Source organism: Zooshikella ganghwensis (assembly GCF_018263875.1).
In the GTDB taxonomy this organism is placed as follows: domain Bacteria; phylum Pseudomonadota; class Gammaproteobacteria; order Pseudomonadales; family Zooshikellaceae; genus Zooshikella; species Zooshikella ganghwensis.
This window is the reverse complement of record NZ_JAEVHG010000005.1, coordinates 292,480-308,235: the sequence shown is the minus strand read 5'-3', so window position 1 is coordinate 308,235 and position 15,756 is coordinate 292,480. Positions and strand designations below refer to the sequence as shown.

The window sequence follows — 15,756 nt, the reverse complement described above, 5'->3', positions numbered from 1 at the left end:
ACACCAAGATCTATACCTGTACTGAAGGGTATATTTTTCACCATGGATTAGGATAACTCACTTTATGCGAATAAATAGAATAATAATACGCAGTCTTTTACTATGTTTGACCTTGTTTTGGGCTAGCTGGAGTTCAGCTCAACCTCACTTGGCTCACGCATCTCAAGATATATTAAGCTATTTGCAAGCTATTCCCGGCATGGAAGCGGAAGAGCTTAATAATCCCCCCTCAGGCTATCGATATATTTTAATACGATATAGTCAGCCCATTGACCATGAGCGTCCTTGGTTAGGTTCGTTTAAACAACGCATGGTGTTACTCCATAAAGACCAAAATGCCCCTATGGTCTTAGCCACCAATGGTTATACCATTGCAGTGAGCACATACCGATATAACTTAACCCAAGTACTCAATGCCAACCAACTAAAAATAGAGCATCGCTTTTTTGCTGAATCCACCCCGGAACCCAAAGACTGGCAATATCTAACCATTAAACAAGCAGCAGCAGACCACCACCGAATTGTCACAGCAATACGCCCCTTTTATACTGGAAAATGGATTTCTCGTGGCAGCAGTAAAGGAGGAATGACCGCAATTTATCATCGTCGTTTTTACCCTGATGATGTTGATGGTACGGTGGCGAATGTGGCTCCTCAAAGCTTTGGCCGTCTTGATCCGCGTTATGTCACATTCCAACAACAGGTTGGGCCTGCTGGCTGTCGCGCCGCTTTAAAGCAGTATCAGCGAGAATTACTAAAACGACGGGATATCATGAAAGCCTATATTCAGCGTTATAGTAATGAGCAAGGTATGAATTTCAGTCTTGAAGGTGGTTTAGATCAAGTGCTGGATATGACCGTAGGCGAACTGTATTTTCAGTTCTGGCAATATGGTGATATTGCTAACTGTAAAGATATTCCCACAAACGATGCCTCAGACGCAGATCTTTTTCAGTTTATGGTAGATTGGGGACCTCTCTATTTCTTGAGTGACATTGGCCGAAAAACTTATGAGCCATACTTTTATCAGGCCATTACCCAGCTCGGCTATCCTCGCCTTATGCTAGGGCATATAACAGACCTGCTGCAGTATGACCCTAACGACTATCGTCCTTATGTTACGAAGTGGCCTTCTCAAGCTTTTGACTACCGAGCAATGTGGGATATCGCTAATTTCGTTGTATTAAAAAGCAGCAATCTGATGTTATTTTACGGTGACATTGATCCTTGGACTGCAGGTGCCTTCTTTTTACCTAACTCAGGCAGGCGCAGTACTCATACTTTTTGGGTTAAGGATGGAAATCATGGCACGGATATTTTAACGGTAAGTGAAGAAGATCAGAAAAAAGCCTTTGCAATGCTAAAGCAATGGACTGGTGTTGAACCTAAAGTGCCTTCGGTCATGTTACGTCATTCTGGGCAAGACAGTGATAACCAAAAACAATTCAACGAAGACTTAATTAGACGTCCTTTATAGTTCAAGTATACACTTTGCAAATCAATTGTTTGCGGCAGGAGGGATAGTCAGCCCTCTGCTGCAAATATACCCAATACGAATGGTTTTTAGGTGCGGCCATCGAGTGACGAAGCCCCATGAGCCTATATTAATAGGTAATTGGGCTGATGAGTGAAGATAACAAAGCCTAGAAATCATTCGTGAAGGGTATATTTATGTTATTTGTAGATCGCACTAAACATGACATGAACCAACCACATCAAATGAAAGCTGCTCTGTAAACTGACGTATTGTTAACTGACCATGATATTCCATATGATTGATGGTGTTATTCGTTTTAGATTTTATCAATTCAACACTGATTGTGGGTTCGTCCCGCACCGTAAACTTCTCAAACTGATCACGAATCTCTGCTAGTTGCAACGTCCTTAGTCGACCATTAATGATCATTTTTGCCTCAGCACCACTGGCAAAACGAGTAAAAATAAATTTCCATGTGTGTGGCTGCCTAGGGTTAAAAAGATAGGCATCATTTTCCAGCATAAAATTACAGAAGTTACTATATTGCTCACCAGCCATAACCCCAATTGCAATTGGCACCCTAGTTTGCTCAGCTCTCTCCTCACCCATTAATGACTCATTAGTATTACAACCCATAATCAGTAGAGTCATTAGCAAAAAGGCAATAAATTTTATACGACATATAGGGGAGACTCGTTTTGTCCTATTTCTCTTTCCCAGCAATAACGATAATAAATTGCCCCACATAATTGCCTTCCTATGCCATTTTAATTAGCATTAATGGGTACTACTTAAAATAATGCTTTTATTGTAAGCATAATGAAGCACGCTTGATATTTAACAAGCTCACTCTCATTACGCATAATAATTACTATAGTTGAACAACCCCTAGGCTATTTATAAGAAACTGAATTATACAAACTCACCGCTTATAACTACTAACGAGTTACTAAAAGCAGTCTGTTCATTCATTTTGTTGCCAGTTATCAATCAGCTGACACACTGAGTCACCATTGGGGACACCATCAGGCATAACAGCCCACTGGCTCAGCGCTGTTTCCATTCGAGTAAGTAATGTACTTAACTCTGTAATTTGCTGTTTAACCTGAGGGATATGTTGAGCTAATAAGTCCCTCACCATAGGGCAAGGTGAGTCACCTTGTTTTGCATGCTGTAAAATTTGCATGATTTCTTTTAGGCTAAAACCCAGTGTTCTTGCTTTCAAAATAAAATTTAACTGCTGTTCATCACGCCTACTGTAATCATGATAACCATTGGCCGGATTACGCTGGGGTGATAATAAGCCTTGTCGCGTATAAAACCTGACTGTCTCTGCGGTAACACCTACCCGCTTTGCTAAGTGACTTGCTTGCATACTAAAACTCCGCTCTACTTTCAGAGCAATTTTAAAACCTAGGAGTTACACCCAAGTCAAGCTCAGTTACTTATTCGATGCTAAGCTAAAAAGCATCTTCTCTATTTTGATGCAGTCATTAACATTAAGCTGATGATCAAACAGATTCATATCGAAGGCTACCGTTCTATACGTGAGCTGTCACTGCCACTTCATCCTGTGAATGTATTGGTAGGTCCTAATGGATGTGGTAAGACAAACTTATACCGTGCCCTGCTCTTATTATCAAAAGCTGCAAAAGGTGAGTTTGCTTCATCCATCATTTATGAAGGCGGTATGCCATTAGCACTTTGGGCTGGTGAAAAACGACACAGTGATACCAAAAGAACACCTCGCCGGATCAAGCTTGCCGTTTCTTTTGAAGAGTTGAGCTACGAGTTACATGCAGGGCTAACGCCCAAAACTCCTGCTAATACTTGCTTTGAATTTGACCCAGTATTTAGAGAAGAATACGTCTGGCTGAAAGCAAAACGTCGTCAAAACAACACGTTGCTAACCAGAAAAGCAACCTCGGTATGGCTAACTCATGCGGATAGAAAACGCTACGAATACCCAGTAACACTTTTACCTAGTGAGTCAGTATTATCTCAGTTGCAGGAGCCTCACTTGTATCCTGAGTTATTCACTCTCCGAGAGCTGTTACTACAATGGCGCTTTTATCACTATTTTGATACCGGCCCACCTGCTGCGGTTCGTCAACCTCAAGTCGGTACCCTGACACCCGTACTCAGTCATAATGGCAATGACTTAGCTGCGGCTTTGCAGACGATTATCGAAACCGGAGATGAGTCAACCTTACATGAAATTATCGAGACAGCCTTTCCAGACTCAAGACTTTTGATTCTACCTAACCACGGTCGATTTGCTATTTACTTGCAAAAAGACGGCATACGCCGCCCGTTTGAAGCCCGTGAGCTATCAGATGGTACTTTACGTTTCTTATGTCTGACGGCAGCACTGCTCAGTCCTCGTCCTCCGAGTCTGCTGGCCTTAAATGAACCTGAAACCAGTCTTCACCCTGACCTGTTACCTGCCCTAACCCTGTTGATTGGCCACGCAGCAAAATACTCACAGCTCTTTATAACAACGCATTCATACTCACTGGCAGAAGTAATTGCTGATTTATGTAACACCCAGCCTATTATCCTGGAAATGCTTGATGGTGAAACACGCTGGGTCAACGAGCCTATAGCGATGAATACATAAGAAATAAAGCAGCTTTATTTCTTAACGCATGCCATGAGCTCTTAATACTCGCTGCGCAAAGGCATTGGCTCTGAGTGTTGAGGTACCTGTAATTTTTGCAATATTCGCATTACGCTTCTGCGTTGGGTAGTCACGAATACTCTGCAATAGCCGTTTGTGAGAACGCTTGACAACAAATGCAGGTGCATTAGGGTTAAAACCCATTCGATAGGCATGATAAGCAACATGGCCTGCCATATTTTCTTGATCCGTACCTCTATGCCCCCCCAGAGCCCGAAAAGATTCAACTGCCTTAGCAATAATTTGCTTACGCGCTGTACCGTGACTACTACTTAATGATGGGTGTGCTTCAGAGTAAGACATGCCTGGCATACCCGGAATAGGTTCCATACCATAAGGTGTATGCTGTACAAAAGCCGTTGGATCATTAACTCTTTGTGCCAGGCTCTGCGCTGTCGTTTTTGCAGTATCAAAACTATGACGGCGCATGTACATAATCGCATCATCGGTACGCTGCCCAAGCCGATCAGGTCCCATCATTTTCGTTTGACGTACACTTGTGTTTGCTGTCAATTCTTGAGCCATCGCTTGAGAGACTTGTTGCGACCGTTGCGGATCAATATTTAGGGTAATCCGTGCACGACTATGAATTGGCCCAGTCAGAGGCATAATTCGGTAAGAAAATTTATGTGCAGCCCTACGAAACCCACGTCTTAACATATATTGAGCTGGTGATTCACCCCGATTACCCTGGGGGTATACTTGCACAGGAATACTAGGATTAGCATGTAACTGTTGCAGTGAAAGCAAATGATTCATCTGCTGCGGTTGGCTAAGTTGATTTGAACCTGGAGAATGAGTGTCGTAGATGGTACGCGCTCGCTGCTGGAGCTGAGCATTACTCGCGCCTCCAGGTGAAGAAGTATGGGTTTGAGTAGCCCATTGAGTCATACTTTGGAGTGAATCAGGCATTTCCTTTCACCTTAACGAACCTTCCATGGTTTAGCACCCTTAGCTACAGGTACTGACAACACTATTTCCAATAGTTATGTTAGTAACCTTAGCTATAAATAATTAAAGCTGCCAGATAAAAGCAAAAAACGTTGTCATTCAAGTGTTGTATGAAGCTCACATCCTGTGATGTCAGTCTGTAACTGCAACGGCAGGCTTGTTCTCTTTGCTTTGCCGCTTACGCTTCCAGTAACTCGGACGGTTCAATAGTGTGTACTTGATGTTTTTTAATGCTGACCAGTATTGATAGCGTCGATTCCAATGCCAATGCTCATCCGTGAATTCAGCATTATCTTTTTCCAACCGATGACTGGCAATATCACTTGCTACAACCGAATAGGGTAACTGCGAGGTAAGCATAGGAAATGCTGTATAAGAGTCAAACTCACGCTTATAAATAATATCAATAGGCTCGTGATGATAATCAGCAGCTGCCAGTTTCTCCAAACCACTTCTTTGCAAAATATAAGAATGTGTGCAAAACAGCTTACACCTTGCAATATTAGGACGATAAGTCAACCAAAGACGACCTAAAAACCCGCCTAAATAAAAAACGTCACCTTGGTTTGAGCATAGGAAGTTATTAATACGTTTAAGCTGACTCGGTGAGGCTTGTTTATGAAAAAGAATATCATCTTCAAATATCAAAACCCGCTGATAACCTTGCTCAAGTGCATGCCGAGCAATATCTCTGTGCGAGTTATAGCACCCTCGTTCAGGGTTATCTTTATCTTTTTCAACTAACCAGAATTCAACAGGATTGCCTAGCACACTCAAATTTTTTTTTGCTATTTCCTGCCTGTCTGTACGTTCCTTAAGGCTAATACAATACGCCTTATCAACGGCAAACTGCATACTACTCACCGACAACTTGAAAGGGAAACGGCGCTTAGCTTAACTGAAATACGCTGAAAAATCGAGGTTACTAATTTAACTTAATCTCTTTATCTTTTTTAAAAGTTTCTGATAAAGATCGCTGGCGTGTTAGATATATCCTTCACAAATCATTTTTATGTGCGCTATCCATAGCGCTCACCCTAACGGGCCAGCGAAGCTGTTCTAATGTGTTCCCAACACATTAGTAGGGTTTGTTGTCAGCGCTCTTGACCGCCAAGGATGGTGGGAATGCAGTTTATGCATAATGATATGGATGTCATGTAGTAGAGCAATGCAGGAGCAATTGCCGAGGAGCATTTAACTGTCACCCCAGTCACTTATTAATATAACCGCCCAGCAGCGCTGTTATATCAATTAAAGTGGCTACCGCAAGTTTCACAGCAGTATACTTGCCCAGGGGCTTCATCGCTTGACGGCCGCACCCTTGTGCCCTTGGGGTATAAAAACACTTCGTTTTGGGTATATATCAAAAAAATGCCCTAAAGGACCACACCCTTTACCAAGCTGCCAGGATGCACTGTTTTTTAGCGCTTCCGTCAAATAACACTTGCTTTTTTCAACCGCTATCTCCAGTGCTAACCCTTGGCCTAAATAACAAGCTAATGCAGCAGATAGTGTACAACCTGTACCATGAGAATTGGGCGTAACAACTCTTGCGGCAGAAAAGTTTTTAAGCTTATCCGGCAAAATTAGAACATCAGTGCACTTTTTTTGATTAGATGAGTGCCCTCCTTTTAATAACACCGCTTTGGTGTTTAAGTCTCGTAACCGAATAATCAGCTCAGATATTTTATCATCTGTATAGCCATCTTCCTTTTCCCCTACCAAGAGGTTTGCTTCTATCAGATTAGGGGTAACAACATTTGCTAATGGAAAAAGGATATCCTTGAGTGCGTTAATGGCTTCTTTTTCAAGGAGTGTTTTACCACTTGTAGAAGCCAGAACCGGGTCAACCACTAACCATTGTGGTTTATAATCACTCAATTTAGCCGCGACTGTTTTAATAATTTCCGCATTAACTAACATCCCTGTTTTAACTGCTTTCACTGAAAAATCTGTAAATACGGCATCAAGCTGTTTCGCAACATGTGCTGATGACATAGGAAATACATCTAATACTCCACAGGTATTTTGTGCCGTAACCGCTGTTAAAACCGTACAGGCATAGCCCCCCGTAGCACTAATTGCTTTTAAATCTGCCTGAATCCCCGCACCAGCACCACTATCAGAGCCTGCAATCGTTAAAATAACAGGGGGTTGCTGCTTACCCACACGTCTATCCTCATTCAGTTTTTCGCTTAAAAAACAAACTTACAGTGATCGTCAGGAAAAGACCATACTGTCAGCGTTATTAATTGCCTTCTTTCTTTTAATTTTTTTATGATGATACCCTTCACTTTGGGTATAAGTTTGTATCACCCTCAATTAGCAAAATAATAATTAAATTGTTAATACTCTAACCCAATCACTTTTGTACCTAATGAGAGTATTTATACCCTGAGCAAGAAATATTCATCCCAAACTATTCAACATGGAGTAATCAGTAAATGAAACAAGGATTGTCTCGCAGAAACCTAGTCAAAGGCGTTCTTACCGCAAGTGTCGTACTTGGATTTAATACCGTGACCCGCACTTGGGCTACAACAGCAACCTATCCAGATGAATATGCCGATGGCATATTAGCTACTGATTTCCCTGATTTTGAGGGACAACTGCTCACCGATACTGACACCCTTACTCAAGCTGCAGAAGACTTTGGTCATATTGAGTATAAAGTGCCCAAAGCCGTACTTTTCCCTGCATCAAAACATGACATCATTAAATTAATGAAGTTTGCTAATCAACACTCAATCCTTGTCAGCGCCAAAGGACAAGGCTTTTCAACAGATGGTGAGACACTAGCTGAAGCGGGTGTTGTGATCGATACTTCATCACTCAGCACAATACAATCAATCACCGATACAACACTTCACGTTGAGGCTGGTGCCCGTTGGTTAGATGTTATGCCAACATTACTGGAGCACCAAAAAACATTACCAATTGTCGTGGACTTTTTAGAAATCACTGTAGGCGGTGCAATTTCTGTGGGAGGCTTTGGTGCTCAGTCCTTTAAGCATGGAGCCATGACGGATATCGTCGAGTCAATAGAAATCGTAACGGCTCAAGGACAACTTTTACAATGTTCAGCGAAAAGTAATGGTTGGTTATTTAATGCACTTCGTGCAGGTTTGGGCCAGTTTGGAGTAATAGTAAGTGCTCGTTTTAAGCTTCAGCCTGCTTTTTCAATGGCAAGATACTTTCAACTGGTATATACCGATTTTGCAAGCTTTAGTAAAGATAACTTATTGCTTATTGAAAGCAATCTCTTTGATGGTGTACAAGGTGGCGTGCAAGCCAGTGAAACAGGTGGTTGGCTATTTATTCTACAAGCAACCAAGTACTATAACTCAGACCAGCCCCCAGAAAATACTGCCCTATTGGAAGGACTTAACTATAACCCAGAAGCCTTAACTGTACAGGATATGCCATATTTTACTTTCCTGAATCGTTTAGCACCTATTGTAGAATACCTCCGTAGTACTGGCCTTTGGGATTATCCACACCCCTGGTGTCCTTTATTAATACCAGCGTCAAAAGCAGAAAGCTTCATAAATAAAACATTACAATCCCTAAAACCTGAAGACTTAGGAGGAGGTCCTATCCTACTGTCAGGGTTTAATCAATGTAATATGTCTACCCCACTGTTAAGAAAACCAAACGAAAAGCACTTCTTTTATTTTTCACTAATGCGTAATGCCACCCCTCCGACTAAAGAGCGCGCGAGAGAATTAATGGTGTTGAATCGTGATATTTATGAAGGTGCACGACAAATAGGAGGTTACTACTATCCTGTGGGGGCTATTCCTATGAAACAAAAAGACTGGAGTCTGCATTTTGGCCACTACTGGCGCCCCATGAAAATGCTAAAGCAATGGATGGACCCAAAACATATCCTTAATTCAGGGCGAGCTATTTTTAATAAGTAGAAAATAGATCTAAAAACTAATTGATGCCCTTGACTATTTAGGGTAAAAAATATACTCAAAAAAACAAAGGCATCAATTTAATCATTACTCAGCAGGATAAATATGAAACCACGAATTATCTGAGTTATCTAGCGTCGGGTAACCTTTATAACAGTCTTTTGTCTGCACATATACATCTTGCTTTGCCGCAAAAGCCGCAAGTGCAGTGCTTAAAACATGAGCTTTCACTGTTGATTCTGAAGGTATCCAAAGAGACTTCTTTTCGCAGCCAGGCTCATTGATAACAGATGAAACATTAACAAATACTGTTCCAGCACCCGTTATACCCGCATAAACCACCTTTGCTCGCGTGTTATCTGACGCATGTAGACTGAGTGTAACTAATGATAAAACCAATGCAGTTATTCTGAAAAAGAGTCTCATATATTTCCCATTTACTACCTGATTAATAAAGTGCAAATTTACACTTTAGCCACTAAAAAGCTTCTATAATTTATCCCTGCTCATGAACAGATCATTTAAATATGATTGGTGACAAATCTTCACCTTTACAAAAGGCAACCTAATTGCCACTGAACACGCCGTAAATCCCTCCATGGAGGCTCAACTGCCGCTTCCCTGCGGCAGATGGTTCAGTAACAATCAGCCAGCCTTTTTACCTTTCTGGTAAGCAACAAAACAACTTACCCTTTTTTTTACCCAATAAGTTTAGCTGCTATATATTTATTAGTGATAACTCTGTAGCCTCTCTTAATTTAACCAAAGCACTATTACCAATGAAGCAGAATTCCAGTGCTCCTCCCAAAGGGACACCCAGCATTAGTGTTTCAACTCTATAAATAACGGATTTAGAGTTTTCAGCACCTTTAAACTCAACTAACTCCCTAATTTTTACTGCACCCTCCTTGTACTCTTTGACAAGAATAGTCTTTGCTATTTGAGTTTTGCTAGACAAAGCATAATTTACCAATTCATTAACTGACTCAATTTCCTTTCTTCCTTTCAATGAAAAAAATTTGATACTACAAGGAAAAAATAGCAGTTTAATAAACATATATCCTATCAAACAAACCTCAGAGTTTTTCTCGCATAACAAGTAAATATCCCTATCAAAAATATCATATTTATACGAGCAAACCAAACCGAATTTCTTAATTATATTACGACTATATATCTTACTAACAACTTCGAATAACATACCTCCTCCAGGCTTATTCAAAAACCTTTTTGAAATTATTTTTGGCCTTTTGTAAAAAAGCCTTAACTTTTTTCATATGTCCAAACTTATATAACACCGCTTCTCCATGGTTAACTCCTATGTCACCACCTTTAGCGGAGACTATTGCACCTATCGAATATATAGTATGCTTTGAATATGTTCCATCACTATTAATTGGCTTTTCAATCGCTCCCGTTCCTCCAAGACCACGTTTAGTTGGGATTAAAGACCCTTCCAGAATATCACTTTTTCCACTAAAGATATCAATCGGAGCATCATTATCAGTAGCGATTAACTCAAATGATGCAGCAATATCGAATTTACCTTTACCAGTCTCTACTGCAACTCCTGCATCTTCATTAATAGCAATACCTACTTCCCATGTTTTAGTATCAAATAAAACTGATGTATAAGTTGCTTTCTCAATAGACTTCCTACTTTTCTGGGGAATGTTAAGAGAAAAGCTTCCTCCAAACTCATATCCTATAACTTGTTTTCCATCAGGATCGGTAAACCGATGAGGATTATTATTCCCATAGGCATACCTATTAAAGGTAAAAGGCAACTCAGGATTTACACCTGCAGGGTCATACGCCAGAAAACGACCAAGTACGGGGTCATAATAACGTGCTTGCATATAAACAAGACCTAAATCTCGGTCTTGAACATGGCCAGTGAAACCACGACGGTTAGAGTCAGACTTTTTGTCTTGGGTTAATTGCTCACCGTAAGGCGTATATTCTTCACGCCATAATAAGTTACCACTTTCATCACTGGCAGCAACGGGGGTTCCCGTTAAATCATTATGATAATAAGTGATAATTTCTGCAGCCGGAACAGGCTGCAAAACCATCACCGTAAGTAACCAAACAATTAGCCCATAAGTTAACTGTTTTTGCTTTAATGCAAAATTAAACATGGATAAGGATTGAAAAAATGCTTTCATCATTACAAATACTCCCTGCACTAATACAACAAGTTATGGAGGATAGGAATCAACACAGCCACATTAAAGGTTGGCTGAGGATCACTACCATCAGGGAGACCATCATTATCGGTATCAGCATCAGTAGGATCGGTTCCAAGTTCAAGCTCTTGAAGATTTGTTAAGCCATCTTGGTCGAGATCTTTATCCGCATCTTTCACCAGAGGATCAAATCCATACTTGATTTCATCACTATCACTAATACCATCACCATCAGAATCAGCTAGTTCAGGATTTGTTTTTAGGTGATACTCCTCACCATTTGAAATACCGTCACCGTCATTATCAGCTAGACCATCAGCTGAATTATTAGCATCATAGCCCCAGTGTTTTTCAATGCAGTCAGGCAGCTTGTCTTGGTCAGTGTCAGTATCACTACAGGTTTGACGTTTAGCAATTTGCTGTCCCGCTAGATAAAAATATTCTGTCACATCACCTGACACAGCATCTTCTTCATAAAGCAACTGGCCCGACTTGTTGTACAACGTGTAGTAGGTATTTCCACTTTTATTAAGTGTAGCCACCCGGCGGTTATGCCCATCATAGCGAAAGAAAAAGTCAGGATCTGTTTGACAGTTATTATTAGCTGTATAACAAGCCCGAGCTACATTAAGCCCACTACCATCATAGCCAAATGTTAATGAGCCATTACTGGTTACACTGCCAACACCATTATAAGAAAACTGGTAGGATTGACTTCCTGTTACTTGCTGTAAGCGACCCTGTCCATCATAGCCATAATTGTAGCTTTTATTACCCAACACTTTGCGGGTAATATCATTACGAGAATTGTAACTGTACTGAGCAGAACCCCATTTCCCTTGGGCATTTACAAGACGGTTTAGCCCATCATATCCCAACGTCCGATTATTGAAGCCATAAATCCCATCAGCTATTTTTACCACATTGCCTACAACATCATATTGGTAAGCTAAATCAACCACATTATTAGCGCCATTCACCTGAATGCGATTTAACCGCTGTCGATTGGCTTCTTGTGAAACCGTCAGTATCTGACCGTTACCATAGCGTAAGCTGGCTAACTGACCATTAGAGTGGTAAGCAATTTGACTGGCATAATGCCCCACAGTAGTAGCCTGTCCTAATGCATTGGGAGCCAAGCCTATAACATGCCCACTAGGATAGGTTACTTGGGTTAACACATCATTGGCATTATAAGCATACTGAATGGTGTAATTGGCTGAAGCAGATTTGGCTTTAAGTGTCGCTATTTCTTTAATCAAGTTGTTGTGAGCATCATAGGTATACTGCCATGTAACTTGCTCATTGTTTACCTGTGTAATATTTCCCAGCGCATCATATTGATAGTGAACATCAGGCGTACCTGAACTGTTCGCAGGGTAATATAAGCCTGTTAATCGATAAAGATTATCGTACTGATAACGGTATGTACCGCCAGTACCTACCCGTTTACTGGTAACATTGCCCACATTATCATAGTAATACTGTGTCACACCAAGCTCAGGATTAATTTCCTGATCAAGCATCAACTTAGCATTGTACTTAAATTCTCGGGTTATCCCTCCTTGAGAAACGGCAGTGACCATACCCAGTGGGTTACGACTAATAACCGTCGACATCCCCTCAGGTGCATCAATTCTGGAAATTTCTTTTTGTTCAGGATCACCATACCCCACATAGGTCGTTTTAGCCACCCGCCCTTTCGCATCTTTTACTTGCAGGGTATTACCTTGATAGGTATAGGTTTCAACAGAACTATCGGGGAACTGCTTACGAGTAATGCGACCTAGTGGATCATAGCCCAAGCTGATATATTTAGCAGGATTATGTCCATAAGCAGGATAACTAATAGCTGTTTTTCTCCCTAAAATATCATATTTAGTTACCTGTGAAATGGTTTTACCACCACCAGCCTGTAGGGTCTTATAAGGCAAGCCAAGCGCATTAAAATGAATACTTTGCGTTAAATCACCTCGGCGAACTGTTTTGGTTAGCCCATTCCCTTCGTAATGATAGCCTATGGTTACCTGACCAGGCTGACCTTTGGGTGGAGTTACTTTTACCAGCCGGTTCATAGGATCATAATTAAAGTATGCTGTATATCCTCGCTCATTAGTTTCGCTAGCAACAGTTCCTGTTGCATTAACTGTTCTGGCAATTGATGTGCCACCTGGACGAATCTCTTTGCGTGGTACACCTCTATAATAGTCTTGTAAGTAGCTCACCTTGCCATTAGCATCAGTGATGCTGGCAATATTGCCATTATTATAAGTGTACTTGGTAACCACACCATTTTTATTTATTTGCGTGGGTAGTCCCTGCGCATTATAGGTGTAATTTGTTTTACTAAGATTATTGATGTTTTCAGATGAAACTAAATGAACCATCCAATGATTTGCTGGCTTATGGTAGGTATATTTATAGGTTCGTGTACCCTGACCTTTTTCAACTACAGTCTGCGCATTACCATACTGATCATAGTCGCTATAGTTTGTAGTGTATTCTTGGCCATCTTGACGAATGACTTTTTTGGCTAATATGGGGGCATAGGTCTCCGTGTCGACTATATCCCTTAATGAGTTGCCTCTTACCTCATTTTGCTCAGAAATCAGTAGCTTATCCCAGATGTATTCTTCTTCTCTTAAAGGTGTCTGAGCACAATTATTACCATTTTTAGTGTATAGCACCTTCTTCTGTAGATTACCTACCTTCCATAAACCTCGGTTAACTCCTAACGGCCCTCTACTAATCATTTTTTGCCCTACATGGGTATAGTGCTCACAATAGTCAGGTCCTTTCACCCAGGTTTCATCTGGCTGATCGAAGTCTTGTTGATAAGTGTAAGACCAGGTTTGAGATCCAATACCAGGAACCTTTAATGTTTTTCCTGAAACAACATGAGAACTTGGAGTATCCCAGAAACTCATTCTTTGGATATTATATTTATAGGTAGTTTCAAGCCCTAGTGGACTGATCACCTTAGTCAATGAACGGTAGTTGCCATTTCGTAAGTCGCCATTGGGGCCTCGGTTTGTATCATATTGATATTGCCATAGTTTACCATCAGGTCGCTTTACAGATGTTAAGAAAAATGGCTTTTTTTCTTTTGGGATGAACTTTTCTGGACGGCCATTTATAAAGCTTGGTACTTCCTCATGATTGTATTGAACAGTTCGACCATCATTGGTTGAAACTTGCTTTAGTGTTAACAGTTCATCATAGCTAAACGTCAAGCTTCGACCATCATTTGACTTAATAGAATTCAGGTATATATAGTTATTTTGGCTTTTTTTCTTATAATTTAAAGTCAGAAAATTTCCTTTAGTATCTGATATCTTTGATACATAATAAACGTTCTTACCACCAGGCAAACGACCATATATATCAAATAAGTACTCCAAACCATCAGGTGAATAAACTATTAAACCTCCATCCTTTCTACTATGATTTGAAGGAAGACATTTCGCAATCCATTGACCTTTTGTTTTATATGCATATTCACTTGAGTTCGAATTTAATAAGACAGATCGACCTCCTTCAGGTGTTTGAAGAACTGGATTATACCCAAAGTGAACATAATTTTTCCTACAACTAGATGGTGAGTTTGAGTGGTTTAAAAATGCATTTGTCAATATCCGACCAAAGTGAATATCCCAGCCTAACCCCACTGAAGTCCTACCAAGCATATTATCTTCAATTAAGTCTTCACTTTGTTTTTTCGTATATACTCGATGCACTTTGATATCTAACCCACCATTGCCAGGCATTTCTAAGTCGACATAATGCCGCTGTAATATCCCTGTAAATGGATCAATTGATTCATTGACGTTATCATTAATATTAGTTCTGACCGCACCAGTATTTATTTTTTGGTAGTCTCCCAGAATGGCCTCATTGAATTCCTGTGCATTAATGTGATCAAAGCTCATGGCTAACCAAATAACCATTAAGCAAAATAACCTTTTGATATTCAAGTTAAAAGTTCCTTCAATTGATTGAGACAGCACGGCTATTGCAACACAAAAGAGAGCATGTTTTATAAAAAATTATCCCATGAGAGCGCAAAACATGTTTTATAGAAGCATAACTTAGTTGTATTTTAAACGGCCAGAACGTTATCAACCTATTTTAAAGGTATAAAACTAGCCGCATTGAAAGAGTAATGACTTTTACTTAACTAATTGAAGTATCGCAATCTGTACTCCACCAGGAATAGTTTTGCTAGTGTTAACATAAACACCAATACGCATTCCTGCTGTATAAGCTGTCATCAATCCTGATAAAATAGCGGATGAGTTAGGATCAGTATTATCTATATACAATTGATTGGTTCCATTACAATCTTGGCCATCTATATGGGCAAAAACCTTATTTGCATGCTGATGATTATCATCTCTATTTCCCTGAATATATATCGAACGTATAGAGTGAACTCCACAATGGAGTAAATCAGCATTTGACACACAAGTTGCAGAAAACCCAATAACTGTTAAAAAAAACTTGGCGTACAATTTTATATTTTTCATACTATTACCTAAA

13 protein-coding genes are annotated in these 15,756 nt (G+C 40.3%); 3 read left to right on the top strand and 10 right to left on the bottom strand.

Annotated features, from left to right (window positions below; all coding sequences use genetic code 11):
* Window positions 1-64 precede the first annotated feature (64 nt).
* On the top strand, window positions 65-1,477 hold the full coding sequence (locus KHS79_RS10325) for a S28 family serine protease (RefSeq protein WP_212718699.1): 1,413 nt from the start codon (window positions 65-67) through the stop codon (window positions 1,475-1,477).
* Window positions 1,478-1,690: 213 nt separating this feature from the next.
* Here KHS79_RS10325 and KHS79_RS10320 read toward each other — a convergent pair whose 3' ends face one another.
* Together KHS79_RS10320 and KHS79_RS10315 are read right to left on the bottom strand one after the other, a co-directional pair.
* On the bottom strand, window positions 1,691-2,086 hold the full coding sequence (locus KHS79_RS10320) for a hypothetical protein (RefSeq protein ID WP_212718697.1): 396 nt from the start codon (window positions 2,084-2,086) through the stop codon (window positions 1,691-1,693).
* A gap of 355 nt (window positions 2,087-2,441) precedes the next feature.
* Window positions 2,442-2,852: a MerR family transcriptional regulator gene (locus tag KHS79_RS10315; RefSeq protein ID WP_212718695.1), complete on the bottom strand. Its 411-nt coding sequence runs from the start codon at window positions 2,850-2,852 to the stop codon at window positions 2,442-2,444.
* Window positions 2,853-2,984: 132 nt separating this feature from the next.
* Here KHS79_RS10315 and KHS79_RS10310 point away from each other — a divergent pair, with 132 nt between their 5' ends.
* Window positions 2,985-4,097, top strand: a complete 1,113-nt coding sequence (locus KHS79_RS10310) for an AAA family ATPase (protein WP_051311226.1) — start codon at window positions 2,985-2,987, stop codon at window positions 4,095-4,097.
* 21 nt (window positions 4,098-4,118) lie between these two features.
* On the opposite strand, the gene KHS79_RS10305 is transcribed toward KHS79_RS10310, so the two are convergent.
* The 3 genes from KHS79_RS10305 to thiD form a co-directional block, all read right to left on the bottom strand.
* The gene (locus KHS79_RS10305; RefSeq protein WP_212718694.1) at window positions 4,119-5,069 is read right to left on the bottom strand and encodes a T3SS effector HopA1 family protein; all 951 of its coding nucleotides are present in this window, start codon (window positions 5,067-5,069) and stop codon (window positions 4,119-4,121) included.
* Between the two features lie 171 nt (window positions 5,070-5,240).
* On the bottom strand, window positions 5,241-5,963 hold the full coding sequence (locus tag KHS79_RS10300; protein ID WP_094787194.1) for a glycosyltransferase family 25 protein: 723 nt from the start codon (window positions 5,961-5,963) through the stop codon (window positions 5,241-5,243).
* A 444-nt stretch (window positions 5,964-6,407) separates the two neighbouring features.
* Window positions 6,408-7,277 carry a bifunctional hydroxymethylpyrimidine kinase/phosphomethylpyrimidine kinase gene (thiD, locus tag KHS79_RS10295; RefSeq protein ID WP_212718693.1) on the bottom strand — a complete coding sequence of 290 codons (870 nt, stop codon included), beginning with the start codon at window positions 7,275-7,277 and terminating at the stop codon, window positions 6,408-6,410.
* A 275-nt stretch (window positions 7,278-7,552) separates the two neighbouring features.
* Between thiD and KHS79_RS10290 the strand changes: the two genes are divergently transcribed.
* A complete protein-coding gene (locus KHS79_RS10290; RefSeq protein ID WP_212718692.1) occupies window positions 7,553-9,031 on the top strand; it encodes an FAD-binding protein in 1,479 nt (492 codons plus the stop codon).
* An 84-nt stretch (window positions 9,032-9,115) separates the two neighbouring features.
* Here the strand turns inward: KHS79_RS10290 and KHS79_RS10285 are convergent, their stop codons facing one another.
* From KHS79_RS10285 to KHS79_RS10265, 5 genes are all read right to left on the bottom strand, one after another.
* Complete coding sequence (locus tag KHS79_RS10285; RefSeq protein WP_212718691.1) at window positions 9,116-9,454, bottom strand: hypothetical protein; 339 nt, start codon at window positions 9,452-9,454, stop codon at window positions 9,116-9,118.
* Between the two features lie 292 nt (window positions 9,455-9,746).
* Window positions 9,747-10,229: a hypothetical protein gene (locus tag KHS79_RS10280; protein WP_212718690.1), complete on the bottom strand. Its 483-nt coding sequence runs from the start codon at window positions 10,227-10,229 to the stop codon at window positions 9,747-9,749.
* Window positions 10,230-10,242: 13 nt separating this feature from the next.
* A complete protein-coding gene (locus tag KHS79_RS10275; RefSeq protein WP_212718689.1) occupies window positions 10,243-11,199 on the bottom strand; it encodes an RHS repeat domain-containing protein in 957 nt (318 codons plus the stop codon).
* Window positions 11,200-11,216: 17 nt separating this feature from the next.
* Entirely contained in the window at window positions 11,217-15,164 is a 3,948-nt protein-coding gene (locus KHS79_RS10270) for a hypothetical protein (RefSeq protein ID WP_212718688.1), read from the bottom strand.
* A gap of 222 nt (window positions 15,165-15,386) precedes the next feature.
* Window positions 15,387-15,743, bottom strand: coding sequence for a hypothetical protein (locus KHS79_RS10265; protein WP_212718686.1), 357 nt, complete (start codon window positions 15,741-15,743; stop codon window positions 15,387-15,389).
* Window positions 15,744-15,756: the final 13 nt, after the last annotated feature.

Excerpts from the sequence above, each read along its gene's own strand:
- KHS79_RS10285 (WP_212718691.1), bottom strand. The coding sequence starts at position 9,454 with ATGAGACTCTTTTTCAGAATAACTGCATTGGTTTTATCATTAGTTACA.
- KHS79_RS10270 (WP_212718688.1), bottom strand. The coding sequence starts at position 15,164 with ATGGTTATTTGGTTAGCCATGAGCTTTGATCACATTAATGCACAGGAA.
- KHS79_RS10275 (WP_212718689.1), bottom strand. The coding sequence starts at position 11,199 with ATGATGAAAGCATTTTTTCAATCCTTATCCATGTTTAATTTTGCATTA.
- KHS79_RS10300 (WP_094787194.1), bottom strand. The coding sequence starts at position 5,963 with ATGCAGTTTGCCGTTGATAAGGCGTATTGTATTAGCCTTAAGGAACGT.
- KHS79_RS10280 (WP_212718690.1), bottom strand. The coding sequence starts at position 10,229 with ATGTTATTCGAAGTTGTTAGTAAGATATATAGTCGTAATATAATTAAG.
- KHS79_RS10310 (WP_051311226.1), top strand. The coding sequence starts at position 2,985 with ATGATCAAACAGATTCATATCGAAGGCTACCGTTCTATACGTGAGCTG.
- KHS79_RS10320 (WP_212718697.1), bottom strand. The coding sequence starts at position 2,086 with ATGGGTGAGGAGAGAGCTGAGCAAACTAGGGTGCCAATTGCAATTGGG.
- KHS79_RS10290 (WP_212718692.1), top strand. The coding sequence starts at position 7,553 with ATGAAACAAGGATTGTCTCGCAGAAACCTAGTCAAAGGCGTTCTTACC.
- KHS79_RS10325 (WP_212718699.1), top strand. The coding sequence starts at position 65 with ATGCGAATAAATAGAATAATAATACGCAGTCTTTTACTATGTTTGACC.
- KHS79_RS10315 (WP_212718695.1), bottom strand. The coding sequence starts at position 2,852 with ATGCAAGCAAGTCACTTAGCAAAGCGGGTAGGTGTTACCGCAGAGACA.
- KHS79_RS10305 (WP_212718694.1), bottom strand. The coding sequence starts at position 5,069 with ATGCCTGATTCACTCCAAAGTATGACTCAATGGGCTACTCAAACCCAT.
- KHS79_RS10265 (WP_212718686.1), bottom strand. The coding sequence starts at position 15,743 with ATGAAAAATATAAAATTGTACGCCAAGTTTTTTTTAACAGTTATTGGG.